This is a genomic window from Streptosporangium sp. LJ11 (genome assembly GCF_051918945.1).
Lineage (GTDB): Bacteria > Actinomycetota > Actinomycetes > Streptosporangiales > Streptosporangiaceae > Streptosporangium.
This window is the reverse complement of record NZ_JBPXMB010000012.1, coordinates 184816-209423: the sequence shown is the minus strand read 5'-3', so window position 1 is coordinate 209423 and position 24608 is coordinate 184816. Positions and strand designations below refer to the sequence as shown.

The window sequence follows — 24608 nt, the reverse complement described above, 5'->3', positions numbered from 1 at the left end:
CGGTCATGGCGGTGACCGTGATGCGGCTGGCAGAGCGGAAGAGGATCGACCTGGACGCGCCCGTCGACCGTTACCTGCCCGGCACCGTACGCGGGAAGGGCGCGGGCGCGGCGACGGACGGGCGGAGGATCACGGTGCGCGACCTCCTCCGGCAGACCAGCGGGCTGCCCGAATACGCCGACGTGGCCGACTGGTCCAAGATCCCCCAGGACTACCTCGGGCTCGCGCTCGCCCGGAAGCCGACGCCTCTCGGCCGGTTCGCCTACTCCAACACCAACTACCTGGTCGCCGGCATGATCGTGCGTGCCGTGACCGGCCGCGACTTCCGCGAGGTCAGCCACGATCTGGTGATCGAACCGCTGGGCATGCGGAACACCTACTGGCCGGCCCGCGGCGAGACGGGCATCCGCGGGGCGCACGCGCACACCTACGGTGTGCAGCCCGCGAATCCCGGAACCGGGATCGTCGACCTCACGAGGTTGCCCGGCTACGAGTTCGGCGCCGGCGGCGGCCTGGTCTCCACACCCGGCGATCTCGACCGGTTCTGGCGAGGGGTGTTCGACGGCAAGGTGCTGTCACGCGAGACGCTGCGGACGATGGTCGGCGCTCCCGTGCCCGTCGGGGAGGCGGGCTGGCCCGCGGACGCCCGGTACGGTCTCGGCATCGCCCGCGCCCGGCTGAGCTGTGGTCCGGCCTGGTTCCACGGCGGTGACGTGCCCGGCGTGTCCGTCATCAGCGGGCGCGACCGGGCGGGACGCCAGGCGACCGTCTACACCACGGGCCAGGCCGGTACGGCAGGGCGGCGCGAGCACCTGATCGCAGCCTTCGAGACCGCCCTGTGCGGCCGAGCACGGTGAGGTCCCCGGCGCCCCGCCGGTCTCCAGCGGTCACCGGACCGGGGGCGCCACCCGCCGGGCACCGGATCCCGGTTCCCGGTCCGGGCCCGCCTCGGCCAGGAAGCGCCTGATGAGGGCGTGCGCGCCCATGCCCGCGCCCATGCCCGCAGGCACCCCGGCGAGCACGCCCGAGCCCATCCCCACGAGCACGCCGACGGCGATCCCGGTGACCAGCCACGCGATCACGCCCGCGACCAGGTACACGGCCGGGCGGGTGGTCACCGGGTACCCGCGGTGTGGAGGTCCCGTCCCTCGGGGCGGGGAGGGAATCGCGCCCACGGCTACGCCTCGTCCGCCGTGCCGAGGCGCTCCTCCAGCCGTTCGAGCCTGAGCAGGACGGGGCGCAGCTCCTCGCGCACGGCCGCCGACAGGGTGCTCGCCGCGTCGGCGGGCAGGGCCGGGGAAGGGGCGGCGGGCCGGGTCTGCGCGCGCAGGTGGACGTATCCGGCGAGCGCGGCCGAGACCGCGTGGCGGGTCAGCCGGTGCTCGGCGCCCAGCTCCCGCAGGATGCGCCCGGCCGCCCCGTCCGGTTCGGCGACCAGTCCGAGGAGCAGGTGCTCGCAGCCGACGTAGTTGTGACCGAGCGAGGTGGCCTCGGTGACGGTCATCTCCAGGGCCGCCGCCGCGGGCGCCCCGAAGGCGAGCTCCGCCTCGTCGGCGCCGGTCGCGGCCGGGGTGTCGAGGCTGAGCCGGTCCAGGCGCCGCCGCACCTCCTCGGGGTCGATCTCCAGGGCGCCGAGAACCTGGATCGCCAGGTTGCCTCCCTCGGCGAGCATGCCGCCCAGCAGGTGCTCGGTGCCGACCTCGGCCGCACCCAGGGCGCGCGCCTGCTCCACCGACAGCCTGACCACGTCCCGGGCCCGCGGGGTGAAGTGGGTGAGGCGCGCGGTCAGGTCGTCGAGGTCGGGGGCGCCGAGCGCCGTCTCGCGGATGGCCGTCACCCGCCGTACGGCCTGCTCCAGAGCCCGCTGGCACACGGCGGAGACCGGCACGCCCGCCTTCTTCACCGCTTCTGCCAGCTCGTCGGGCAGATAGACATTGATCTTCGGCATTTCATCTCCCCTATGGGGTTACAGGAGGGTTATAACCCATTGATAACCCCAAAGAAGGCGCTTGTCCAGTGCCTGCCCGGGTTTCCCGGGCCCGCCGAGGGCCGGCTAGCGCGTCGCGCCGGTGAGGAACCGGGTGATACCGGGAGAGAGGGCCGCGCCTCTCGTGGAGAGCCACGCCAGGCGGTTGCGGCTGGTGAAGGTGGCGAGCCTGCGGGCCTCCAGCCGCGTGAGGTCGCCGGGACCGGCCAGCACGGGTGTCAGGGCGATCCGGTTCCAGGCGGCGCTCTCGCCCAGGGAACGGGCGATCTGAGGGTGCGCGGCGCGGACGGCCGAGGCGATCGGGCGCAGGCGGTTCCCCGCGCCCGAGGCGGTGTCGACGGGCGCCAGGAGGTTGACGGCGGTGATCTCGGCGCCCGCCGCCCGGGTGGTCCGGAGCATCTCCTGGTCGGCGGGGGACAGGCCGGCCCCGGTGACCGGAAGGGTGAAGCTCACCGTGAGGGAACGGCCCTCGCCGGCCGCCTCGCGCTGCAGGGCCGCGATCGCCCTGGCCCGCCGCAGCACGGTGGCGCCGCCCGCCGGGCCGTGGACCTCGAAGTCGATGTACGTGGCCTCGAAGGTGCCGATCGCCCGGCGGTAGGCGGCGGTGAGCCTGGCGAGGTCGAAGCAGGCTGCGGCGAGCTCGCGCCCCGCCGGGCCGCCGAAGGCGAGGCCCGCGTTCCCGCCCGCGGCGCGCAGGGGGGCGAGCCGGTTGGCGACCGGGTTGCCCCCCTGCGCCTGGAGCCCGCCCCACTTGGGGACGCAGCCCTTCTGCCCTGCGGTGAGGTGACCCAGCGTGAACCAGCGCACGTGGCTCCTCCTGGCCTCCCTGGAAAGGTTGAAGCGCGGCTCGCGGACCGCGTCCACGAACGCCACGAAGCCCGAAGGGCGGGTGACGGCCGGTGGGGGCGAGGGCTCGGCCGCGGACCCCGAGGCCGTTCCCGAGGGCGTCGCCCCGGACCCGGCCCGCCCCTCGAGGGGGGCCCACTCGCCCTGCGCCCTGGAGGGCAGCAGCCAGATCGCGGCCCCGGTGCCCGCGGCGAGCGCGATCGAGGCGAGCACCACGAGGGGCCGGGGCGGGGTGCCGGGCTCGCGGACCCGGCGGGTGTGGGGGCGGTCGGTCGCCACAGGCATGTGATCCCCTCCTCGACGGCCAAGGGGTGATCGCTGTGAGTGGTCGATCCGCTACCCGTTGCGTCAGAGGCCAGAACGTTAGCAAGCGTTCCCGCCGCGGCGCGGGCTTTCTGCGGATGCCGTCCGGAGTGCCCGGATAATGGTTCTCATGAAGTTGAGGATCTTCACTGAACCGCAGCAGGGTGCCACCTACGACGAACTGCTGACGGTCGCGCTGGCCGCGGAGCGGCTGGGGTTCGACGCCTTCTTCCGTTCCGACCACTACATGCGGCTCGGACCCGGCGACCCGGGACCCGGCTCCACCGACGCCTGGACGACCCTGGCCGGCCTCGCCAGGGACACCTCCACGATCCGTCTCGGCACCCTGGTCACGCCGGTCACCTTCCGGCTGCCGGGCCCGCTGGCGATCAGCGTGGCCCAGGTCGACCAGATGAGCGGCGGGCGGGTGGAGCTGGGCCTGGGCACCGGCTGGTACGACGCCGAGCACACCGCGTACGGCATCCCGTTCCCGCCGGTCGGTGAGCGGTTCGGCCGGTTCGAGGAGCAGCTGGAGATACTGGTCGGGCTCTGGACCACGCCCAAGGGTGAGACGTTCTCCTTCGAAGGGGCCCACTACCGGCTGGCCGACTCGCTCGCGCTGCCGAAGCCCGCGCAGAGCCCGAAACCGCCGATCATCATCGGCGGCACCGGCGCCACGCGCACCCCGCGCCTGGTCGCCCGGTTCGCCGACGAGTACAACGTGCCGTTCCGCACCCTGGAGGACACCTCGCAGGCCTTCGACCGGGTCAGAAAGGCGTGCGAGGCGGAGGGCAGGGAACAGGTCGTGTTCTCCGTCGCGCAGACCGTCTGCGTCGGTTCCGACGACGCGGAGATCGCGCGGCGGGCCGAGGCGACCGGGCAGGACCTCGCCGCGCTGCGTGCGACGGGCCTGGCGGGCACCCCCGCCGAGGTGGCCGAGAAGATCGGCCGGTTCGCCGAGCTGGGCGCCGAGCGGATCTATCTGCAGGTGCTGGACCTGGACGACCTCGACCAGCTGGAACTCATCTCGGACGAGATCCTGTCCCACGTGTAGGCCGCGGGCCCGCGCGTCACCGCGTACGGGCGGGCCGTTCACGGACCGGCTCGCCCCCGGCCTCCCGGCCCCCGCCCCCGCCCCTCGACCCGGCCCTCGCCCTCGGCCGTGAGCCGCCCCCGCGGGCGCGCTCCCGGTCCTGGCCCGGGACCGCGCCCTCGGAGCTCCCCGCTGGGAACGGATCATGACATGTCGCCCAACCGGCGGCGTGTCGTGTGGATCCGGAACCATCGGTCGATGGCCGGGTCATGGGGGTTCGGGGCGTTAACCGATGGCCGTCCCGGCGGGGGTGCGGCACACTGAACCGGGTGTTGCTGACGATCTCCACCACCGTGAGTCCCGCCACGGACCTCGGATTCCTGCTGCACAAGCACCCCGACCGGGTCCAGGAGTTCGGGCAGTCGTACGGCGTGGCACGTGTCCTCTACCCCGAGGCGAGCGAGGAGCGCTGCACGGCCGCGCTGATGCTCGACGTCGACCCGGTCCGCCTGGTGCGCTCGCGCGACCGGTCCACGCCCGACTACACGCTGGGCCAGTACGTCAACGACCGGCCCTACGCCGCGTCGTCGCTGCTGGCCGTGGCGCTGGCCGACGTGTTCCGCACGGCGCGCACCGGGCGCTGTGACAGCCGTCCCGAGCTGGCCGCGGGGCCGATACCGCTGGAGATCACCCTGCCCGTGCTGCCGTGCAAGGGCGGTCCCGAGCTCGCGCGCCGGCTGTTCGAACCGCTGGGCTGGCGGGTCGAGGCGACCGCCCTGCCGCTGGACGAGGAGTTCCCCGAGTGGGGCGACTCCCGTTACGTGCGGCTGGTGCTGCGCGGGGAGGTCCGCCTGGCCGACGCGCTCAACCAGCTCTACGTGCTGCTTCCCGTGCTCGACGACGCCAAGCACTACTGGGTGGCCCCCGACGAGGTGGACAAGCTGATCAGGGCGGGCGAGTCGTGGCTGGCCGCCCACCCCGCCCGGGGTCTGATCACTCACCGCTACCTCGGCCGTCGCCGGGCCCTCACCCGTACCGCCTTCGCCCGCCTCGCCGAGATCGGCGACGACGTGGAGGAGGACCTCGAGACCCCTGTCGAGGAGGACCCCTCGGCCGACCCCGCCGCGGAGGGTTCCGCCGGGGAGGAGCCGGGGGAGGGGCCGGGAGCCGCCGCCGTCGGCGGGACCGGCGCGCCGGACGGGGACCTTCCGGCCGGTGAGATCCCTTCCGAGGGGGAGTCGCGGACCGGGCCCGGGGGCGCCGCCAGGCGGCCGTTGAACATCCTTCGCCTGGAGGCCGTGCTCGCCACGCTGGAGGGACTGGGAGTGGGCACCGTCATCGACCTCGGGTGCGGTTCCGGCCGTCTGGTCGCGGCGCTGCTCGACCGGCCCCGGTTCACCAGGGTGGCGGGAGCGGACGTTTCCTCCCGGGCGCTGGCGCTCGCGGCCAGGCGGCTGAGGCTCGACCGGATGCCGGAACGCCGGCGGGAGCGGCTGGAGTTGTTCCAGGGCGCGCTGACCTACACCGACGTCCGGTTCGCCGGGTATGACGCCGCGGTGCTGATGGAGGTCGTCGAGCACGTCGATCCGCCGCGCCTGGACGCGCTGGAGCGGGTGGTCTTCGGAACCGCCCGGCCGGGGTACGTGATCGTCACGACCCCCAACGTCGAGCACAACGTCCGCTACGAATCCCTGAGCGGTGCGCGCCACCCCGACCACCGCTTCGAGTGGACCCGCGCCGAGTTCCGCGCGTGGGCGGCGAAGGTGTGCGGCGAGTACGGCTACCGCGCCGAGTTCCTGCCGGTCGGCGACGACGACCCCGAGGTCGGCCCGCCCACCCAGATGGCCCTGTTCGGCCTCGCGGGCGTGAAGGACCCCGCGGGCGTGAAGGGCCTTGCGGGCGTGAAGGACCTTGCGGGCGCGTCAGGCGGTCCCGGGAGTACCGAAGACGGTCCCGGAAGTACGGAGACGCCCATGGGCGCGGGAGACGCGGGAGGTGGAGATGACTGAGATCGCCGTACCGGAGATGTCGCTCGTCGTGCTCGTGGGGGTGTCCGGCAGCGGCAAGTCGACCTTCGCCGCCAGGCACTTCGCGCCGACCCAGGTGATCTCCTCCGACTTCTGCCGGGGGCTGGTCGCCGACGACGAGAACGACCAGGCCGCCACCCCCGACGCCTTCGACGTGCTCCACTACATCGTCGGCACCCGCCTGAGGCGCGGGCTGCTGACGGTCGTGGACGCCACGAACGTGCAGTGGGAGGCGCGCAAGCAGCTGGTCACCCTCGCGAAGGCGCACAACGTGCTGGTCGACGCGATCGTCCTGGACGTACCGGAGGAGCTGGCGATCGCGCGCAACGAGTCCAGGCCCGACCGGGACTTCGGGGCGCGCGTGGTCGTCAGGCAGCGCAAGGAGCTGCGCCGTTCCATGAGCAGGATCTCCCGTGACGGCTTCCGCCGGGTCCACGTGCTGCGCGGGGCCGAGGAGATCGAGGCCGCGACGGTCGTCACCGAGAGGGCGTGGACCGACAGGCGCGAGCTGACCGGCCCGTTCGACATCGTGGGCGACGTGCACGGCTGCCGCGCCGAGCTGGAGACGCTGCTGCGCGACCTCGGCTGGGAGGTCGACCCCGGCGGCGCGGGGGCGGTCCACCCCGAGAGCAGGACGGCGGTGTTCGTCGGCGACCTGGTGGACCGGGGGCCCGACTCGCCGGGCGTGCTCCGGCTGGTCATGGGCATGGTCGCGGCCGGGACCGCGCTGTGCGTGTCGGGCAACCACGAGCAGAAGCTGGCCCGCGCGCTCAACGGCCGCAAGGTCCGGGTGGCCCACGGCCTCCAGGAGTCCCTGGACCAGCTGGCCGCCGAGCCGGAGGAGTTCAGGCGGGAGGCGCTGGCCTTCATGGACGGCCTGATCAGCCACTACCAGCTCGACGGGGGCAAACTCGTCGTCGCCCACGCCGGGCTCAAGGAGGAGTACCACGGCCGCGCCTCCGGCAGGGTCCGCTCCTTCGCGCTGTACGGCGACACCACCGGCGAGACCGACGAGTACGGTCTGCCGGTGCGCTACCCCTGGGCGCACGAGTACCGGGGCCGGGCCATGGTCGTCTACGGCCACACCCCGGTCCCCGAGACCGAGTGGATCAACAACACGATCTGCCTGGACACCGGGGTGGTCTTCGGCGGGCGCCTCACCGCGCTGCGCTACCCGGAGCGGGAGATCGTCTCGGTGCCCGCCGAGCGCGTCTGGTACGAGTCGGTCAAGCCGCTGACCGCCCCCGGTCACCGCGCTCCCGGCATGCTCTCCGTCGACGACGTGCGGGGCACCCGCCACATCGAGGTGCGCCACGGCGGCGGCCGCATCAAGGTCCGCGAGGAGAACTCGGCAGCCGCCCTGGAGATCATGAGCCGGTTCGCGGTGGACCCGCGCTGGCTGGTCTACCTCCCGCCGACGATGGCGCCTCCGGAGACCTCCCGTCTCGACGGCTACCTGGAGCACCCGGCCGAGGCGTTCGCCGAGTTCGCGGCGGCCGGGGTGACCCGGGTGGTGTGCGAGGAGAAGCACATGGGCTCGCGGGCGGTGGCCGTGCTGGCCGCCGACCCGGAGGTGGCGGCGGCTCGGTTCGGGGTCACCGACGGCAGCGCGGGGGCGGTCTACACCCGTACCGGAAGGTCGTTCTTCGCCGACACCACCGAGCTGGTCGACAGGCTCAGGCGGGTGTGCGCGCCGCTGATGGAGGAGCTGGGGTCGGGCTGGATCGCCCTCGACTGCGAGCTGCTGCCCTGGTCGGCCAAGGCCGAGGGGCTGATCCGCGGCCAGTACGCGTCGGTGGGCGCCGCGGCACGCACGGTGCTGCCCGAGGCGATCACCGTGCTGGAGGCGGCGGCCGGGCGCGGTTTGGATGTGGGCGATCTGTTGGACCGCACCCGACGCCGCTCCACCAACGCTGCCCGTTTCAGGCAGGCATATGCACGTTACTGCTGGCCTGTCTCCGGACTCGAGGGTCTTCGGCTGGCACCGTTCCAGATCCTCGCCTGCGAGGGCAGGGCGACCGCGATCCAGGAGCCGCACTCCTGGCACCTGGATCTGCTGTCGCGGCTCGACGACCCGCTGATCGCGCCCACCCGGCACGTGTTCGCCGATCCGGCCTCGCCGGAGTCCACGGAGGCGGCCACGGCCTGGTGGTCGGCGCTGACCGCCGAGGGCGGCGAGGGCATGGTCGTCAAGCCGCTGGACCCGCCGGACGGGCGGAGCCGGGTGCAGCCCGGGGTCAAGGTGCGCGGACGGGAGTACCTGCGGATCATCTACGGGCCCGACTACACCGAGAGCCTGGACGTGCTGCGCCGCCGGTTCCTGGGCCGCAAGCGATCGCTCGCCCTGCGCGAGCACGCGCTGGGTCTCGAGGCGCTCTCCCGGCTGGCCGAGGGGGAGCCGCTGTGGAGGGTGCACGAGGCGGTCTTCGCCGTCCTGGCCCTGGAGTCCGAGCCGGTCGATCCCCGGCTGTAGTCCCCGCCGGTGGCCGGTGCATCCGCCCGTCCCGAAAGTCCGGAAGCCATGTCTCAAATCTCCTTCTGGGGGAAAGAACCCTCATGGCCAGCACTGCTCCCACGGGCACCTCCGGCGAGAACATCGGGCACGTCGTCTTCATCACCGCCGCGGCGGCGATCGGCGGCTTTCTCTTCGGGTACGACAGCGCCGTCATCAACGGCGCCGTCACCGGGATCGAGAAGAACTTCGACGTCGGCCCGGTCCAGACCGGCTTCGTCGTGGCGATCGCGCTGCTGGGCTCGGCGCTGGGCGCCTGGATCGCCGGAGGGCTGGCCGACCGCTGGGGACGCACCAGGGCGATGCAGGTGGCCGCGATCCTGTTCGCGGTCAGTTCCGTCGGCCAGGCCCTGCCCTTCGCGCTCTGGGACCTGGCCCTGTGGCGGGTGCTCGCCGGTGTGGGCATCGGCATGGCCTCGGTGATCGGCCCCGCCTACATCGCGGAGGTCGCACCGCCCGCCTACCGGGGGCGGCTGGGGTCCTTCCAGCAGCTCGCGATCGTGCTGGGCATCGCGGTCTCCCAGCTGGTCAACTACGCGATCGCGGAGCGGGCCGGGGGGGACGTCAACAACGAGCTGCTCGGGCTGCAGGCCTGGCAGTGGATGCTCGGCGCCTGCCTGATCCCCGCCCTGCTCTATCTGGTCTTCGCGACGATCATCCCCGAGTCGCCGCGCTTCCTCATCGCGGTCGGGAAGACGGACGCGGCGCGCAAGGTGCTGTCGGAGGTCGAGGGCGAGGGAACCGATCTGGACGCCCGGCTGGCGGAGATCGAGACCTCGCTGCGCAGCGAGCGCCGGCCCCGCCTGCGCGACCTGCGCGGTTCCCGGTTCGGGCTGATGCCGATCGTCTGGATCGGCATCCTGCTCTCCGTCTTCCAGCAGTTCGTCGGCATCAACGTGATCTTCTACTACTCGGCGTCGCTGTGGCAGTCGGTCGGCATCAACCAGTCGGACTCGCTGCTCATCAGTTTCTCCACCTCGATCATCAACATCGTCGGCACGTTCATCGCCATCGCGCTGGTCGACAGGATCGGCCGCAGGCCGCTGCTGCTGATCGGCTCCGCGGGCATGACGGCCGCGCTGGCCGTGGCCGCGTGGGCCTTCAGCGCGGGTGTCCCCAGTGGCGAGGCGGTCAAGCTGCCCGAGGCCCAGGGCACGGTCGCCCTGATCGCCGCGCACGTCTTCGTGCTGTTCTTCGCGCTGTCGTGGGGTGTGATCGTCTGGGTGCTGCTGGGGGAGATGTTCCCCAACCGCGTCAGGGCCGCCGCGCTCTCGGTGGCCGCCGCCGCGCAGTGGGTGGCCAACTGGCTGATCACCGTCTCGTTCCCGTCGCTGAGCGAGTGGAACCTGGCCGGGGCCTACGTGGGGTACGCCGCCTTCGCCGCGCTCTCCTTCGTCTTCGTGCTGTTCAAGGTACGGGAGACCAAGGGGCGAAAGCTCGAGGAGATGGGCTAGGTTCGTCCCGTGCCGTCCAAGAGACAGGAAAGTGCCCCGCTCGCGAGGCGGGCGACCTCCGGAGCGCGGCTCCCGGCGCGGCCGAGCCGCGCCGAGCTCGAGGCGGCCGGGGAGAGGACGATCGAGGACGTGCTCGGGCCCTCGCTGGACGTGCTGTTCTGCGGGATCAACCCCGGCCTGTACTCCGCGGCCACCGGCCATCACTTCGCCCGCCCCGGCAACCGCTTCTGGCCCGCGCTGCACCGCTCGGGCTTCACCCCCCGGTTGCTCTCGCCCGCCGAGCAGGACCTGCTTCCCTCGTACGGGCTGGGCATCACCAACGTGGTGCGACGGCCCACCGCGCAGGCGGCGGAACTGTCCGCCGAGGAGTTCCGCGCGGGCGGGGAGCGCCTGGCGGGGCTGGTCGCCGAGATCCGCCCGAGGGTGCTGGCGGTGGCGGGGGTGACCGCCTACCGGCAGGCGTTCGGCGTGCCCAAGGCCGTGATCGGGCCGCAGGAGAGCGAGATCGGCGGCGCGGCGGTGTGGGTGCTGCCCAACCCGAGCGGCCTGAACGCGCACTGGACGCTGGACGGGATCGCGGGAGAGATGCGCAGGCTCCGGGAGTCTCTCGCCTGACCGGCCGGTGCGGGCGCCCCCGCGAGCCGGTACGGGCTTCGGGCGAGCACGCCGCGCCCGCTCGCCCGAAGCCCTCAAAGGCCGGTGGAGGCCGGTCGGAAGCGGTTCAGAGGCGGGTCAGGACGCCGGACGGGGGCCGACCCCGCGGGAGCGCGTCCTGGAGCGCCCCCGCCCGCGGTGGAGCATGCCCAGCACCGCCATCACCAGCCAGGCGAGGAAGACGAACTTGAGCACCCCGAACCCGCCGATCAACACCCCGGCCACCATCACCGGGATGATCAGGGGGAAGAACGGCGGCCCGCCGCGGTGACCCCTGGGGCGGCGGCCCCCGGGACGGTGGTGGCCCCAGGGGTGGGCGTGCGCGCGGTGCCGGTGGCCCGGCCCCCACGGTCCGCCCGGCCCCCACGGTCCCCTCCCCGGACCCCAGGGGGCCCCCGCGCCCCAGGGACCCCAGGTGTCCTCGGACTCCTCCGGCCGGGAGCCGCTCGGGCCGGGCAGGTCCGCGCTCACCCGGGCCAGCTCGCCGCCGGTCCGCGCGGACAGGGTCAGTTCGAGGCGCTCGTCGAGCTCCTCGCGGGTCAGGCGGCCCTGCACGTAGTGCTCGCGCAGGGACTCCATCGCCGCGTCACGCTCGGCGTCTCCGATACGGAGGTCGTCTCGGGGGGTCATGGTCGGGTCACTCCTCGCCGGTGTCGCCGTCGGCCAAGATCTGGTAGAGCTTGCGGCGCGTCTCGACCAGGGTCTGCTTGGCCTGCCGGATCTGCGCGTCGCTGCCGGTCTGCAGGATCTGGAGCATGGCGAACCCCGACTGGCGGGTGATGTCCATCAGCTCCCAGGTGCTGTCGTCGACATCGGGCGTCATCTCCTCCCACGGGGCGCGGACCTCGTCGGAGTGCTCGGCCACGTAGGCGCGTCCGGCGTCGGTGAGGCTGAAGGTCTTGCGGCCCTCGTTCTCCTCGGCCAGGACCAGACCCTCGTCGGTGAGCTGCTGCAGGGCCGGGTAGACCGCTCCCGGGCTGGGCTTCCAGCCGCCCTCGCTGCGCCGCTCGATCTCCTGGATGATCTGGTAGCCGTTGCACGAGGACTCGGTGAGCAGGGCGAGGATCGCCGCGCGGACGTCGCCGCGCTTCGCCTTGCGCCCCCTCCCGAACGGCGGGCCGCCGAACGGGCCCCCGCCGAACGGGCCTCTGCCCCCCCTGCCGCCCCGGCCCATGTCCCAGGGGAACCCGCCGAAGGGGAAGGGGCCGCGGTGGCCGCGGTGCCGGTGCTCGCGAGGCCCGCCATCGTGGTGCTCGTGGTGGGTGTGGTGTGGCGCGCGGGGGCCGTGCTCCGGGCCGCCCTCGTGCCATCCGGCGGCCATCTGCCGCCATGCCTCCCTGGCCGCGCGCTTCATCTCGCGCCTGACCTCGTGGGACCCGAATCCGGCCCAGGGAGCGCCCATCGCGTTGGACGATGTCATGCCGTACCTCCATGCCGCGATCGTCTTTTGATCGCTCTCGATGCTTCAAAGATATATCGAGAACATTCTGACAGCAACCTCATGTCACGAAATGGGGGTTATGTGGGACCTGAGGCATTTGATCGTCGGCGGGATGAGACGCTTCCCGGCACGCCGGGGGTCGACCGAGCCCGGGCGGGAGTCGCCGAGCGGGTGGGCCCGGCACGGGCCCCGGAGCCTCCGGTTCGCCGCCCTCCGCCCCTGTTTCGGCCACCTTCGCCGAGAGTGATGACTCGTCACCCTGAGTAGAAGTGAGGCAGATCACGTAATTCTTGCCGGATTCTGGAACAAGTACTGAGACCTGCACGTTACAAAGGACGTAGACGGGATTCGTTCCGCGCCGGAAGGGCTGGGGGGTGCTTTCGGCGCGGAACGGTCCCGTCTGTCGTTTCTCCACGTTTTCGCACGTCTCTTCTTGATCGCGACCCTCCCGGGTTCGCGTCCGGGCCTCCGGTGAAGACCCCCGGAGGGCTCCCCGCCCCAGGCCCGCCCCGCGAGGGCGATCACTCCGCCGAGATGCTCCAGGGCCGCCGTCCCAGGCACCATTCGCCCGTTCCATCCGTTCCCCATCCGTAGGAAGATTCGGATGGCAGGCACCTCTCGTGAAGGGACGGGAAGATCGAAGCGGACCGTCGTCGCCCTCGGGCGACCCTGGAGTCGGCCGGAAACGATCAGCACGCACGCGCCGGGGCCGTCTCGCCCGCGCGACACGCCGATGGCGTGAAATGGCACGGTCCTCCATCTGGGGGAGGCTTTGACGTACAGTCTCCCGAGGTGATCTTGATGGGGGTTTTTGACCGATGATGGGGCATACGCACGCGCTGACAGGGGCGATCGCCTGGCTGGGGGTGGCGCCCGCGCTGGCCGCGCTGCCCTTGCTGACCGAGACGTCCAGGTTCATCGAGACCGGTGTCATGGTCAACGCGCTCAACCCGGCCGAGTTCGTCGCCGGGGCCATCATCTGCGCCGGTGCCGCGATGCTGCCCGACCTCGACCATCCGAGCGCGACGATCGCGCAGACGTTCGGGCCGGTCACCTGGGGGCTGAGCAAGGCGGTCTCGTGGCTCGCCGGAGGCCACCGCAACGCCACCCACTCGCTGGTGTTCGCGATCGCGGCGGGCTTCGGCGCGCACTACCTGGCCAACACCTATCCGATCGGCCGCGACATCCTGGTGATCCTGCTCATCGGCCTGTCGCTGCGGGCGATCGGCATCGGCATCCCGGGCAAGAAGTTCGCCTCGGCGATGCTCAACGTCGGCATGACGGCCGGGCTGTTCGTGGTGTTCCGCAGCGACAACGTGGAGTACGCCTGGCTGGGGCTCGCGGTCGCGATCGGGTGCCTCACCCACGTCGTGGGCGACTGCTGCACCGAGAAGGGCTGTCCGGTGCTCTGGCCGATGCGGCAGAAGTGGCTGCTGCCGTGGAAGATCGGCATCAAGACGGGCCGGGCCTTCGAGCAGAAGTTTCTCGCCCCGGTACTTTCCGTCGTCGTTCTCGGGTTGCTGTACCTCCGCCTCGCTCCGCAGTGATCATACTGAGGAGTAATTTGATGTCGAGATACCCGGAGGGATATCTTGATATCGAGACATCCGCTGCAACCTGCGGGTGGCCTGGAAGTTAGGCAGACCTAACAGTTCGGGGCGCTCGGGCGGTGCGGCAGGATTCAATCGCGCCCTATGTGCCGGCGCGCCAGACATCAGGTGATGAGGGAGGCGAACCGTGTCCGCGAACAGCTTCGGCAGTCGTGACACGCTCCGCGTCGGTGACGCGGAGTACGAGATCTACCGGCTGGACGCCGTGGAGGGGTCGGGACGTCTCCCGTACAGCCTGAAGATCCTTCTGGAGAACCTTCTCCGCACGGAGGACGGCGCGAACATCACCGCCGACCACATCCGTGCGATCGGCCAGTGGGACCCCGAGGCCGCCCCGAACGTGGAGATCCAGTTCACGCCGGCCCGCGTGATCATGCAGGACTTCACCGGCGTCCCGTGCGTCGTCGACCTGGCGACCATGCGCGAGGCCGTCCGCGACCTCGGCGGCGACCCGGCCAGGATCAACCCGCTCGCCCCGGCCGAGATGGTCATCGACCACTCGGTCATCGTCGACTTCTTCGGCGGCGCCGACTCCTTCCAGCGCAACGTCGACAGGGAGTACGAGCGCAACCGCGAGCGCTACCAGTTCCTGCGCTGGGGCCAGACCGCCTTCGACGAGTTCAAGGTCGTCCCGCCGGGCACCGGCATCGTGCACCAGGTCAACATCGAGCACCTGGCCCGGGTCGTGATGGTCCGAGAGGGTAAGGCATACCCGGACACCTGCGTCGGCACCGACTCCCACACCACCATGGAGAACGGCATCGGCGTCCTGGGCTGGGGCGTCGGCGGCATCGAGGCCGAGGCCGCGATGCTCGGCCAGCCGATCTCCATGCTCATCCCGCGGGTGGTCGGTTTCAAGCTGACCGGCAAGCTCCCCGCCGGGGCCACCGCCACCGACCTGGTGCTCACGATCACCGAGATGCTCCGCAAGCACGGCGTCGTCGGCAAGTTCGTGGAGTTCTACGGCGACGGCGTCTCCAGCGTGCCGCTGGCCAACCGGGCCACGATCGGCAACATGAGCCCCGAGTTCGGCTCGACCTGCGCGATCTTCCCGATCGACGGCCAGACGACCGACTACCTCACGCTGACCGGCCGCCCCGCCGAGCAGGTCGCCCTGGTCGAGGCCTACGCCAAGGCCCAGGGCATGTGGCTCGACCCCGAGGCCGAGGAGCCGGTCTTCTCCGAGTACATCGAGCTGGACCTGTCCACGGTCGTCCCGTCGATCGCCGGCCCCAAGCGGCCCCAGGACCGCATCGCGCTGTCGGACGCCAAGAGCGCCTGGCGCGCGGCCGTCAAGGACTACGTGTCGAGCGAGCAGGGCCCGCTCGACGAGGCGTCCGGCGAGTCGTTCCCCGCCTCCGACTCCCCGGCGGTCTCCCACAACGACAACGGCGACAAGCCGCACCCGGCCGGCCTCGGCGGCGAGCGCCCGCACAAGGTCGTGCGGGTCACCCTGGCCGACGGCACCGACTTCGAGATCGACCACGGCGTGGTGACCATCGCCGCGATCACCAGCTGCACCAACACCTCCAACCCGTACGTCATGATGGGCGCCGCGCTGCTCGCCAGGAACGCGGTCGAGAAGGGCCTGACCCGCAAGCCGTGGGTCAAGACCTCGCTCGCCCCCGGCTCGCAGGTGGTCACCGGCTATTTCGAGCGCTCCGGCCTGCAGCCGTACCTCGACAAGATCGGTTTCAACCTGGTCGGCTACGGCTGCACCACCTGCATCGGCAACTCGGGCCCGCTGCAGGAGGAGATCTCCGCCGCCATCCAGGAGAACGACCTCGCGGTCACCGCGGTGCTGTCGGGCAACCGCAACTTCGAGGGCCGGATCAACCCCGACGTCAAGATGAACTACCTGGCCTCGCCGCCGCTGGTCGTCGCCTACGCCCTCGCGGGCACCATGGACCTCGACCTGAACAACGAGCCGCTGGGGGTGGGCTCGGACGGCGAGCCGGTGTTCCTCGCCGACATCTGGCCGGCGCCCGAGGAGATCGCGGCGGTCGTCGCCTCCTCGATCGACCAGGAGATGTTCCTGCACGACTACGCCGACGTGTTCAAGGGCGACGAGACCTGGCGCTCGCTGCCGATCCCGACCGGCAACACCTTCGAGTGGGACCCGGACTCGACCTACGTCCGCAAGGCCCCCTACTTCGAGGGCATGCCGCCGGAGCCGGAGCCGGTGACCGACATCTCCGGGGCCCGGGTGCTCGCGAAGCTGGGCGACTCGGTCACCACCGACCACATCTCCCCGGCAGGCGCGATCAAGGTCGGCACTCCCGCCGCCGACTACCTGAAGGAGAACGGCGTCGGGGTCAAGGACTTCAACTCCTACGGCTCGCGCCGGGGCAACCACGAGGTCATGATCCGCGGCACCTTCGCCAACATCCGGCTGAGGAACCTGCTGCTCGACGGCGTGGAGGGCGGCTACACCCGTGACTTCACCCTTGACGGCGGGCCGCAGTCCTTCATCTACGACGCCTCGGCCAACTACCAGGCCGCGGGCATCCCGCTCGTGGTGCTGGCCGGCAAGGAGTACGGCTCGGGCTCCTCGCGCGACTGGGCGGCCAAGGGCACCGCGCTGCTCGGCGTCCGCGCCGTCATCGCCGAGTCCTACGAGCGCATCCACCGCTCCAACCTCATCGGCATGGGCGTGCTGCCGCTGCAGTTCCCCGAGGGCGAGACGGCGCAGTCGCTGGGCCTGACCGGCGAGGAGACCTTCGACGTCGTCGGCGTCGAGGCCCTCAACGAGGGCGGCGTCCCGCAGACCGTGACGGTCCGGGCCGACGGCAAGGAGTTCCAGGCGGTCGTGCGCATCGACACCCCCGGAGAGGCCGACTACTACCGGCACGGGGGCATCATGCAGTACGTCCTGCGCTCCCTGCTCGCCAAGAGCTGAGCAGGGGGGCGAGGCCGCACGTAAGCCTCGCCCGCATGGGGACACACCCCAGACGAGAACCGCCCGGCGGGACACCATCCTGCCGGGCGGTTCCGTGCTTTCCGGAGACTTTCGCGCGTCCCGAGGCGCCGGGATCCCGAGGATTCCCGAAGGGCGGGGCCGGGCAAGGGCAGGGGCCGACGGGGAGAGCGCCGCACCGCGCCGGGAAAAAGGCAGCTCAGAGCCGCGATCCCAATAACCGCAGGGGTATCGGGAAGGTGAAAGACCGGCTGGACCCGGGACGGTTAAGAGCGCGTTTCTGGATTGTTACCGGCCACAACAAACTTTACCTACGGAGGGTCTGGCGCTCCAGGCCAACGGCGGAATACGTTGCCGCAAACAACATTCAACGGAACGGTGAGCCGAGACCCGGCACAGCCGTACCCGCGAATTCGGCATGCCGCACGTCCGTACCCCCCAATTTCGAAGAAAGGACCCGTGCACCATGCGCAAGGGGATCCTCAGCCTTACCGCCGCCGCCGCGGCGATGACCCTCGGCCTCACCGCTTGCGGGAGCGACAGCCCCGAAACCAGCGCCTCGAGCGGTGCCGCCCCCACGGAGAGCGCGGCGGCCGCGGGCAAGGTCGGCGTCATCCTTCCCGACAGCAAGTCCTCCGCCCGCTGGGAGACCGCGGACCGCAAGTACCTGGAGGAGGCCTTCAAGGCCGCGGGTGTCGCCTACGACATCCAGAACGCCCAGGGTGACAAGACCCAGTTCCAGACCATCGCCGACCAGATGATCACCAACGGGGCCACGGTCCTGATGATCGTCAACCTCGACAGCGGCACCGGCAAGGCCGTGCTCGACAAGGCCAAGGCGCAGGGCGTGGCCACCATCGACTACGACCGCCTCACCCTCAACGGCGGCGCCCAGTACTACGTCAGCTTCGACAACACCAAGGTCGGCACCCTGCAGGGCGAGGGCCTGGTGAAGTGCCTGACCGACAAGAAGGCCGAGAAGCCGATCGTCGCCGAGCTCAACGGCTCGCCGACCGACAACAACGCCACGCTGTTCAAGAACGGCTACGACGGCGTGCTCAAGGCCAAGTACGACTCCGGCGAATACGTCAAGGGCCCGGACCAGTCCGTCCCCGAATGGGACAACACCCAGGCGGGCACGATCTTCGAGCAGATGCTCACCGAGCAGCCGAAGATCGCCGGCGTCCTGGCCGCCAACGACGGTCTCGGCAACGCCGCCATCTCGGTCCTCAAGAAGAACAACCTGAACGGCAAGGTCCCGGTCACCGGCCAGGACGCCACCGTGCAGGGCCTGCAGAACATCCTCGCCGGCGACCAGTGCATGACGGTCTACAAGGCGATCAAGAAGGAGGCCGACGCGGCCGCCGCGCTCGCCATCGGCCTGGCCAAGGGCGAGAAGCCCGCGGCGACCGGGACGGTCAAGGACACCGAGAGCGGCGCCGACGTGCCCTCCGTCCTCCTCGACCCGCAGCCGATCTTCTTCGACAGCGTCAAGGACGTCGTCGCCGACGGCTTCGTGACCAAGGACGAGCTGTGCACCGGCGAGTTCGCCGACAAGTGCACCGAGGCCGGAATCCAGTAAGGCGCGGAGGGGGCGGCCGGTCGTTCCCCCCGGCCGGCCGCCCCCTCGCGCTCGATCGCGGCACACCTCACCCTGTGACGCCGGGAGACGCGGCAGGTGGGCGTCTTCCGGCGTCACAGGGCGGGACGCCGCCCGCAGGCGTCCGAGCCGCGCGAGCTTCGCCGCGCGAAATGAACACAGGGAGCACAACCCCATGACCCCCGCACTGGAACTCCGCGGGATCGACAAGAGTTTCGGTCCCGTACAGGTCCTGCACGACGTCTCCCTCTCCGCGTACGCCGGAGAGGTGACCGCGCTGGTCGGCGACAACGGCGCAGGCAAGTCCACCCTCGTCAAGTGCGTCGGAGGCATCCACGCGATCGACTCCGGCGAGTACTTCTTCGACGGCAAGCCCGTCCAGATCGGCAGCCCGCGCGACGCGGCCGACCTGGGCATCGAGATCGTCTACCAGGACCTCGCGCTCTGCGACAACCTCGACATCGTCCAGAACATGTTCCTTGGCCGCGAGCACAAGCGCGGCATCGTCCTCGACGAGGACACGATGGAGGAGATGGCGGCCAGGACCCTGGAGAGCCTGTCGGTCAGGACCGTCAAGTCCATCCGCCAGCTCGTCGCCAGCCTCTCCGGCGGCCAGCGCCAGACGGTGGCCATCGCCAAGGCCGTGCTGTGGAACAGCAAGGTCGTCATCCTCGACGAGCCGACCGCCGCCCTCGGCGTCGCCCAGACGGCGCAGGTGCTGGAACTGGTCCGGCGCCTGGCCGACCAGGGCCTGGCCGTCGTCCTGATCTCGCACAACATGAACGACGTCTTCGCGGTGTCCGACCGGATCGCCACCCTCTACCTCGGCCGGATGGCGGCCCAGGTCAAGACCTCGGACGTCACCCACGCGCAGGTCGTCGAACTGATCACCTCCGGCCGCAGCGGGGACCTCGGCCTCACCAACGGAGTCACCGTATGACCGCCACGATTTCGCCGAAGACCGTACACGAGGCACCCTCGATCAGGACCAACGTCCGCGGCTACGCCGAGAGGGTACGCGGCGGCGACATGGGCGCGCTGCCCGCGGTGTTCGGCCTCGTGGTGCTCTGCGCGATCTTCGCCATCCTGCGTCCCTCCTTCCTGACCGCGGGGAACTTCGCCAACCTGTTCACCCAGGGCGCCGCGGTCACCGTGATCGCCATGGGCCTGGTCTTCGTGCTGCTGCTCGGCGAGATCGACCTGTCGGCGGGCTTCGCCAGCGGTGTCTGCGCGGCGGTGCTCGCGATCATGCTCAGCAGCCAGGGGCTGCCCTGGTACGTGGCGGTGGGCGCGGCGATCCTCACCGGCGTGGTGATCGGCACCGCGATCGGCTCCATCGTCGCGAAACTCGGCATCCCGTCGTTCGTGGTGACGCTCGCGGCCTTCCTCGCCTTCCAGGGCCTGGTCCTGCTGCTCGTCAAGGGCGGCACCATCATCGCCATCCGCGACGAGACCATCCTGTCGATCGCCAACAAGAACCTCCCGCCCACGCTGGGCTGGATCCTGCTGGTCGTGGGCGTCGCCGCCTACGCCGGTCTCCAGCTGCTGCGTGCCCGCAAGCGCACCTCCCGCGGCCTCACCTCCGACCCGATCTCGCTGATCGCGGTCAGGGTCGGCGCCCTCGCGCTGCTCGGCGGCCTCGCCGTCTACTTCCTCAACATCGAGCGCAGCCGCAACGTCGCCGTCGTCTCCCTGGCGGGCGTGCCGCTGGTGGTGCCCATCATCGTGGTGCTGCTGCTGATCCTGACGTTCGTGCTCCGCCGCACGGCGTACGGGCGCCACCTGTACGCGGTCGGCGGCAACGCCGAGGCCGCGCGCCGGGCGGGCATCAACGTCGACCGGATGAAGATCAGTGCCTTCGTGATCTGTTCCTCCATGGCCGCGGTCGGCGGCATCATCGCCGCCTCACGGGCCAGCTCGGTCGACCCCAACACCGGCGGCAGCAACGTGCTGCTCTACGCGGTCGGCGCCGCCGTCATCGGCGGCACCAGCCTGTTCGGTGGCAAGGGCCGGGTGCTGGACGCCATCCTCGGCGGTGCCGTGGTCGCGGTCATCGAGAACGGCATGGGCCTGATGGGCTACAGCTCCGGGGTGAAGTTCATGGTGACCGGATCGGTCCTGTTGCTCGCCGCCATGGTGGACGCGTTGTCCCGCAAGCGGGCGGCCGCCACTGGTCTAAGGTGATCAGCGACTCCGATCCACCGAAGGAACATCACGTCATGCGGGCAGGCCCCTCCCAGGAGGAGATCAGGCGTCACAACCTTGGGGCCCTGCTCAGGCACGTCCATCTGAGCGGCCCCACCTCGCGTGCGGAACTCACCAACCGGATGGGCCTCAACCGCAGCACCATCATGGCGCTGACCGCCGATCTGACAGCCGCGGGGCTGGTCAGGGAGGAACTCCCCAGGGAGACGGGCAGGGCCGGGCGTCCGTCCCTGGTGGTCCGCCCGGAGTCGGCGCGGGTCTACGTGTTCGCCCTCGACGTGGGCGTCGACCGGCTGGTCGCCGCCCGCGTCGGCCTGGGCGGCACCATCCTCGACCGCCGCGAGACGGTACGGCGGCGCGGTGACTTCTCCCTGGAGGAGATCGTCGGCCCGCTCGCCGCCTTCGCCCGGCAGATGCACCGCAGGACCCGGCCCGACACGGTGTGCGTCGGGGTGGCGGCGGCCTTCTCCGGGGGAGTGGGACGCGGCGACGGGGTCGTCAGGTTCGGGCCCAACATGGTCACCGTGGACGACGTGCCGTTCGCCGACGAGATGACCCGGCGGCTGGCCTTCGGCCTGCCGGTCACCGTCGGCAACGACGCCAACCTCGCCGCCCTCGCCGAGCAGACCAGGGGTGTCGGCGTCGGCTGCCGCGACCTCGTCTACCTTCACGGCGACGTCGGCATCGGCGGGGGAGTGATCGTCAACGGCCAGTTGCTCGGCGGCCACCTGGGCTTCGGCGGCGAGGTCGGGCACATGATCGTCAACCCTGACAAGGGACGGCTCTGCGGGTGCGGCTCGCACGGCTGCCTGGAGGCGGAGGTCGGGGAGCGCGCCCTCCTGGAGGCCGCGGGCCGCTTCGGCTCCCGGGTCGGCAGGGACGCCGTCCGCGCCGCGGTCGACGCAGCCGACCGGGGAGACGTCGTCGCGCAGGCGGCCCTGAGCCGCGTCGGCGACTGGCTCGGCCTGGGCGTCTCCAACCTCGTCAACCTGTTCAACCCCGAGATGGTCGTCTTCGGGGGCACGCTCAGGGAGATCTACCTCGGCTCCGCCGCGCAGGTCCGCAGCCGCCTCGCCCTCGACGCCCTGCCCCCGTGCCGCGAGCAGCTGCGCCTGCGCACCTCGGCCCTCGGCGATGACGCCACTCTCGTCGGCGCCGCCGAACTGGCCTTCTCCCAGGTCCTCGCCGACCCTCTCGAAGTCCTCGCCCGCGCCGGCTCCTGATCCTCCCGCGCCGTCCGGCGGTGGTGAGGAGCGGGGGCTGCCCCGCTGCCCGGGGTGGGGCGTTCTGATCCGCGGCGGTTCGTGGTCTGCGGCGATCCCGGTTCTCGGGCGATCGGTGCGTCGTGGCGATCCGTGGGGTGTCGCGCCGCCGGCACCCGCAGCCGTGGGGTGCCGGCGGTGGTGCGGGGTTACCTCACGAGACCGGCGACCAGGTGGCGCAGCTCGATGTGACCGGCCTTGAGTTCGGCGACGTCACCCTCGACGCGCTTCATGGAGAGCTCCAGGTTGCCGACGGAGCGCTTGACCACGGAGATCTCCTCGCGGAGTTCGGCGTGCCCGGCTCGCATCTCGGCACGGAGCTCGTCCTGTCCCGTGCGAAGTCCGGTCAGTTCCGTGCGGAAGCCGTCCATGTCCGTGCGGAAGCCGTCCATGTCCGTGCGGAAGCCGTCCATGTCCGTCCGGAGCCCGGTCACCTCCGTCCAGAGTTCCGATGTCACCGTCCGCAGGTCCTTCAGAACCTCCAAGATGCCGGTGTTGATCACCCTGTTTTCCCGGTTCTGCGCGCGGAGCGCGGCGACGTCCGTTTCCAGGACGCTCAGGCGGTTGTCTGTTGTGTCCATTCCGTCTTTCTCCTTGCCGTCGACCAGCGGGGGGACCGGGCCTGGTTCCGTGGCGAGGAGGGCGCTCACGGGGAGGGTCGTTCAGGCGGCGTCGCAAGGTTACTGAATGTCATGAGGTCGTCGCCACTCGTGATCATGCTTCGTAGGGGGCCGCCCGCGCCGGGCGGGCACGGGGGATGAGGTCTGAGCCTCCCGGGGGATGAAACTTATACCGGGTGGAAAAGAACGACCACCCGTCACGCGTCCGTGGGACGGCGGCGGGTGGTCGCGGGGGTCAGCGCGGTCGGGAGGGTCAGGCGACCCTGGACTTGGGGGCGGAGAAGGTGTTGCAGGCGCCGGGGGTCTCCTGCTGGAAGCCGCGGGTCACCCAGTAGGCGATGCTCTTGGTCGTACCGTGGCTGGCCGTGCTGTAGGCGGCGTTCAGGACGTACCTGAAGTCCGACTCGCGGCGGCCGAGGGAACGCCAGATGCTGCCGATGAAGGCGCCGCTCAGGCACTCGGCCTGGAGCTCGACCTTGCGCAGCTCGGGCAGGTACGCCTTGTCGTTCTTGTACTTCCGCTTGAACACCGTGGGCAGGATCCCGGAGAGCTGCTGGACGTGGTGACCGTACTCGTGGGCCAGGGTCTGCAGCAGGAACAGCTCGGTCGCCTGGGAGAGGATCCCCTTGTCGAGGTAGAAGGTGATCTTCTTGTTCAGCGAGCAGTAGACCGCCTGGGCGCCCTTGGGGAACTTGCCGCAGCCGGTCGGGACGCCGATGCGCGTGGTGACCGCGAACTTGGGCTTGGAGAACGGCAGTTTCGTCTTGGAGAACTGGTACTCCCAGCCCTCGTTGAGGCAGTCCAGAGCGAAGCTGAGATAGGTCTCGGCGGTCTCCAGGTCGTCGTTGTAGACCGGTTGCTCCGGACAGGCATCCGGTTCGAGCTTGCCCGTCTTGTAGATCGGGTTGGCGGTCAGGGCGGCCTGGCCCGTGGGTACCGGCGCGAGTCGTCCGGTGGTGACCGCGGCGCCCGCCGTACCGGCGAGCAGCGTACTCACGAGCACGCCGGAGAGCAGTGCGATAAGGGGGATGCGCATGATCCTCAACCCTAGGGGAGGTTAAAGGGGGGGTAAAGCAGATATGCGGCCACGCTTGGGAAGCGCGGCCGCATATCGCGGTTTCGTGCCGGAAGTCAGGCGGCGTGCGGCGTGCCGGAGATCGGGCGACGGGTCGGGAGGCTCAGGCGACCCGGCCGGCCGGGGCCGTCCAGGTGTTGCAGCCGGACGGGGAGCTCGCGTCGAAGCCGCGCTCCATCCAGTAGGCCTGGCTGCGGCCCTTGCCGTGGTCGTTCTTGGGCCAGTTCTTGTGCCCGTTGGCGCTGACCCAGCTGACCATCGCCTCCCACTGCGCCTGCTCGACCGGCAGGTCGTCGGCGGCCTGGCGCAGGAAGGCGGAGGCCAGGCAGTCGGCCTGCAGTTCGAGGCGGCGGGAGAAGGCCAGCTTGGTGGACGAGGAGGCGCGCCAGATGCTGCGGCCGTAGTAGTCCATGATGCCCGCGAGGCGCTGCACGTGGTGGCCGTACTCGTGGGCGATGAACTGGGCGTGGTTGGCGGGGTGGGCGTTCTTCAGGACATCACGCGTGACACCGATGTAGATGGTGCGGTTGCTGGAGCAGTACAGCCCCCCGGCGCTGCTGGGCCACCGGCCGCAGGGGGTGTTCACCTTGGTGGTGGAGAAACGGAGCTTTGGGTGGGAGAACCCCAGGTTGGTCTTCCTGAACTGGGTCTTCCAGGCAAGGTTCAGGCAGCGGACGAGCTTGGTCACGAAGGTCCGGTAGGAGGCCGCGCTCCCCGCGCGGATCTGTCCGGCCTGACAGCGCATGGTGGGCAGGGTGCCGGTGCGGTAAAGGGGACTGGCCGTCGCGGCGGCCCGGCCGCGCGGGGGTGCCTGCTCCCTGGTGGAGGCGGCGGAGCTGGAGGGGGTGGTCGTACCCGACGTCGTCCCGGTGACCGGCGCGACCTGCTGCGAGGCGGAGGGCGCGATGGTCCGTGAGGCGGACGCGCCGGCCGGGCCCAGACCCGTCACCAGCGCAAACGTCAACGAGGCGGCAACAAGAGATGATAGTTGCCTATAGGGGAGAGTTTTCATGGTGGGGCAAAGGTTATTGCAAGTGTGGATAAAACGTGCAGAATCACTGC

At 70.9% G+C, this 24608-nt stretch carries 20 protein-coding genes; 12 read left to right on the top strand and 8 right to left on the bottom strand.

The annotated features are described in order from the left end of the window. Nucleotides 1–5 precede the first annotated feature (5 nt). Nucleotides 6–857, top strand: coding sequence for a serine hydrolase domain-containing protein (locus ACTOQ3_RS19625; RefSeq protein ID WP_440084815.1), 852 nt, complete (start codon nucleotides 6–8; stop codon nucleotides 855–857). Between the two features lie 30 nt (nucleotides 858–887). Here the strand turns inward: ACTOQ3_RS19625 and ACTOQ3_RS19620 are convergent, their stop codons facing one another. From ACTOQ3_RS19620 to ACTOQ3_RS19610, 3 genes are all read right to left on the bottom strand, one after another. Continuing rightward, the gene (locus tag ACTOQ3_RS19620) at nucleotides 888–1118 is read right to left on the bottom strand and encodes a hypothetical protein (protein WP_440084814.1); all 231 of its coding nucleotides are present in this window, start codon (nucleotides 1116–1118) and stop codon (nucleotides 888–890) included. Nucleotides 1119–1177: 59 nt separating this feature from the next. Continuing rightward, nucleotides 1178–1948 (bottom strand): Clp protease N-terminal domain-containing protein, encoded by a 771-nt coding sequence (locus ACTOQ3_RS19615; protein ID WP_440084813.1) that lies wholly within the window; start codon nucleotides 1946–1948, stop codon nucleotides 1178–1180. 105 nt (nucleotides 1949–2053) lie between these two features. Further along, nucleotides 2054–3118, bottom strand: a complete 1065-nt coding sequence (locus tag ACTOQ3_RS19610; protein ID WP_440084812.1) for a hypothetical protein — start codon at nucleotides 3116–3118, stop codon at nucleotides 2054–2056. Between the two features lie 148 nt (nucleotides 3119–3266). On the opposite strand from ACTOQ3_RS19610, the gene ACTOQ3_RS19605 reads away from it, so the two are divergent. The 5 genes from ACTOQ3_RS19605 to mug all read left to right on the top strand — a co-directional run bounded on the left by ACTOQ3_RS19605 (nucleotide 3267) and on the right by mug (nucleotide 10777). Continuing rightward, nucleotides 3267–4190: an LLM class F420-dependent oxidoreductase gene (locus ACTOQ3_RS19605; protein WP_440084811.1), complete on the top strand. Its 924-nt coding sequence runs from the start codon at nucleotides 3267–3269 to the stop codon at nucleotides 4188–4190. A 308-nt stretch (nucleotides 4191–4498) separates the two neighbouring features. Beyond that, a complete protein-coding gene (locus tag ACTOQ3_RS19600; RefSeq protein WP_440084810.1) occupies nucleotides 4499–6178 on the top strand; it encodes a 3' terminal RNA ribose 2'-O-methyltransferase Hen1 in 1680 nt (559 codons plus the stop codon). Beyond that, entirely contained in the window at nucleotides 6171–8669 is a 2499-nt protein-coding gene (locus tag ACTOQ3_RS19595; RefSeq protein ID WP_440084809.1) for a polynucleotide kinase-phosphatase, read from the top strand. Before ACTOQ3_RS19600 ends, ACTOQ3_RS19595 begins: the two co-directional genes overlap by 8 nt. Nucleotides 8670–8752: 83 nt before the next feature. Further along, nucleotides 8753–10162 (top strand): sugar porter family MFS transporter, encoded by a 1410-nt coding sequence (locus ACTOQ3_RS19590; protein WP_440084808.1) that lies wholly within the window; start codon nucleotides 8753–8755, stop codon nucleotides 10160–10162. A gap of 9 nt (nucleotides 10163–10171) precedes the next feature. Beyond that, the gene (mug, locus tag ACTOQ3_RS19585) at nucleotides 10172–10777 is read left to right on the top strand and encodes a G/U mismatch-specific DNA glycosylase (protein ID WP_440084807.1); all 606 of its coding nucleotides are present in this window, start codon (nucleotides 10172–10174) and stop codon (nucleotides 10775–10777) included. Between the two features lie 117 nt (nucleotides 10778–10894). Here mug and ACTOQ3_RS19580 read toward each other — a convergent pair whose 3' ends face one another. Then, nucleotides 10895–11446: a DUF1707 SHOCT-like domain-containing protein gene (locus ACTOQ3_RS19580; RefSeq protein ID WP_440084806.1), complete on the bottom strand. Its 552-nt coding sequence runs from the start codon at nucleotides 11444–11446 to the stop codon at nucleotides 10895–10897. A 7-nt stretch (nucleotides 11447–11453) separates the two neighbouring features. After that, nucleotides 11454–12236: a PadR family transcriptional regulator gene (locus tag ACTOQ3_RS19575; protein ID WP_440084805.1), complete on the bottom strand. Its 783-nt coding sequence runs from the start codon at nucleotides 12234–12236 to the stop codon at nucleotides 11454–11456. Between the two features lie 839 nt (nucleotides 12237–13075). Between ACTOQ3_RS19575 and ACTOQ3_RS19570 the strand changes: the two genes are divergently transcribed. From ACTOQ3_RS19570 to ACTOQ3_RS19545, 6 genes are all read left to right on the top strand, one after another. Next, nucleotides 13076–13804, top strand: coding sequence for a metal-dependent hydrolase (locus ACTOQ3_RS19570; RefSeq protein ID WP_440084804.1), 729 nt, complete (start codon nucleotides 13076–13078; stop codon nucleotides 13802–13804). A 190-nt stretch (nucleotides 13805–13994) separates the two neighbouring features. Beyond that, nucleotides 13995–16766, top strand: a complete 2772-nt coding sequence (gene acnA, locus ACTOQ3_RS19565; RefSeq protein ID WP_440084803.1) for an aconitate hydratase AcnA — start codon at nucleotides 13995–13997, stop codon at nucleotides 16764–16766. A 484-nt stretch (nucleotides 16767–17250) separates the two neighbouring features. Then, on the top strand, nucleotides 17251–18366 hold the full coding sequence (locus tag ACTOQ3_RS19560) for a sugar ABC transporter substrate-binding protein (RefSeq protein WP_440084802.1): 1116 nt from the start codon (nucleotides 17251–17253) through the stop codon (nucleotides 18364–18366). A gap of 193 nt (nucleotides 18367–18559) precedes the next feature. Next, complete coding sequence (locus ACTOQ3_RS19555) at nucleotides 18560–19324, top strand: ATP-binding cassette domain-containing protein (protein WP_362681189.1); 765 nt, start codon at nucleotides 18560–18562, stop codon at nucleotides 19322–19324. After that, nucleotides 19321–20568 carry a sugar ABC transporter permease gene (locus ACTOQ3_RS19550; RefSeq protein ID WP_440084801.1) on the top strand — a complete coding sequence of 416 codons (1248 nt, stop codon included), beginning with the start codon at nucleotides 19321–19323 and terminating at the stop codon, nucleotides 20566–20568. Before ACTOQ3_RS19555 ends, ACTOQ3_RS19550 begins: the two co-directional genes overlap by 4 nt. Before the next feature lie 35 nt (nucleotides 20569–20603). Next, nucleotides 20604–21812 (top strand): ROK family transcriptional regulator, encoded by a 1209-nt coding sequence (locus tag ACTOQ3_RS19545; RefSeq protein WP_362681183.1) that lies wholly within the window; start codon nucleotides 20604–20606, stop codon nucleotides 21810–21812. 188 nt (nucleotides 21813–22000) lie between these two features. On the opposite strand, the gene ACTOQ3_RS19540 is transcribed toward ACTOQ3_RS19545, so the two are convergent. From ACTOQ3_RS19540 to ACTOQ3_RS19530, 3 genes are all read right to left on the bottom strand, one after another. Beyond that, nucleotides 22001–22432: a hypothetical protein gene (locus ACTOQ3_RS19540; RefSeq protein WP_440084800.1), complete on the bottom strand. Its 432-nt coding sequence runs from the start codon at nucleotides 22430–22432 to the stop codon at nucleotides 22001–22003. 292 nt (nucleotides 22433–22724) lie between these two features. Continuing rightward, on the bottom strand, nucleotides 22725–23507 hold the full coding sequence (locus ACTOQ3_RS19535) for a neutral zinc metallopeptidase (protein WP_440084799.1): 783 nt from the start codon (nucleotides 23505–23507) through the stop codon (nucleotides 22725–22727). 142 nt (nucleotides 23508–23649) lie between these two features. Next, nucleotides 23650–24495 (bottom strand): neutral zinc metallopeptidase, encoded by an 846-nt coding sequence (locus tag ACTOQ3_RS19530; RefSeq protein ID WP_440084798.1) that lies wholly within the window; start codon nucleotides 24493–24495, stop codon nucleotides 23650–23652. Nucleotides 24496–24608: the final 113 nt, after the last annotated feature.

Coding starts and splice junctions, on each gene's coding strand:
- ACTOQ3_RS19625 (WP_440084815.1), top strand. CDS start 6: ATGGCGGTGACCGTGATGCGGCTGGCAGAGCGGAAGAGGATCGACCTG.
- ACTOQ3_RS19615 (WP_440084813.1), bottom strand. CDS start 1,948: ATGCCGAAGATCAATGTCTATCTGCCCGACGAGCTGGCAGAAGCGGTG.
- ACTOQ3_RS19610 (WP_440084812.1), bottom strand. CDS start 3,118: ATGCCTGTGGCGACCGACCGCCCCCACACCCGCCGGGTCCGCGAGCCC.
- ACTOQ3_RS19605 (WP_440084811.1), top strand. CDS start 3,267: ATGAAGTTGAGGATCTTCACTGAACCGCAGCAGGGTGCCACCTACGAC.
- ACTOQ3_RS19595 (WP_440084809.1), top strand. CDS start 6,171: ATGACTGAGATCGCCGTACCGGAGATGTCGCTCGTCGTGCTCGTGGGG.
- ACTOQ3_RS19590 (WP_440084808.1), top strand. CDS start 8,753: ATGGCCAGCACTGCTCCCACGGGCACCTCCGGCGAGAACATCGGGCAC.
- ACTOQ3_RS19580 (WP_440084806.1), bottom strand. CDS start 11,446: ATGACCCCCCGAGACGACCTCCGTATCGGAGACGCCGAGCGTGACGCG.
- ACTOQ3_RS19575 (WP_440084805.1), bottom strand. CDS start 12,236: ATGACATCGTCCAACGCGATGGGCGCTCCCTGGGCCGGATTCGGGTCC.
- ACTOQ3_RS19570 (WP_440084804.1), top strand. CDS start 13,076: ATGATGGGGCATACGCACGCGCTGACAGGGGCGATCGCCTGGCTGGGG.
- ACTOQ3_RS19560 (WP_440084802.1), top strand. CDS start 17,251: ATGCGCAAGGGGATCCTCAGCCTTACCGCCGCCGCCGCGGCGATGACC.
- ACTOQ3_RS19555 (WP_362681189.1), top strand. CDS start 18,560: ATGACCCCCGCACTGGAACTCCGCGGGATCGACAAGAGTTTCGGTCCC.
- ACTOQ3_RS19550 (WP_440084801.1), top strand. CDS start 19,321: ATGACCGCCACGATTTCGCCGAAGACCGTACACGAGGCACCCTCGATC.
- ACTOQ3_RS19545 (WP_362681183.1), top strand. CDS start 20,604: ATGCGGGCAGGCCCCTCCCAGGAGGAGATCAGGCGTCACAACCTTGGG.
- ACTOQ3_RS19540 (WP_440084800.1), bottom strand. CDS start 22,432: ATGGACACAACAGACAACCGCCTGAGCGTCCTGGAAACGGACGTCGCC.
- ACTOQ3_RS19535 (WP_440084799.1), bottom strand. CDS start 23,507: ATGCGCATCCCCCTTATCGCACTGCTCTCCGGCGTGCTCGTGAGTACG.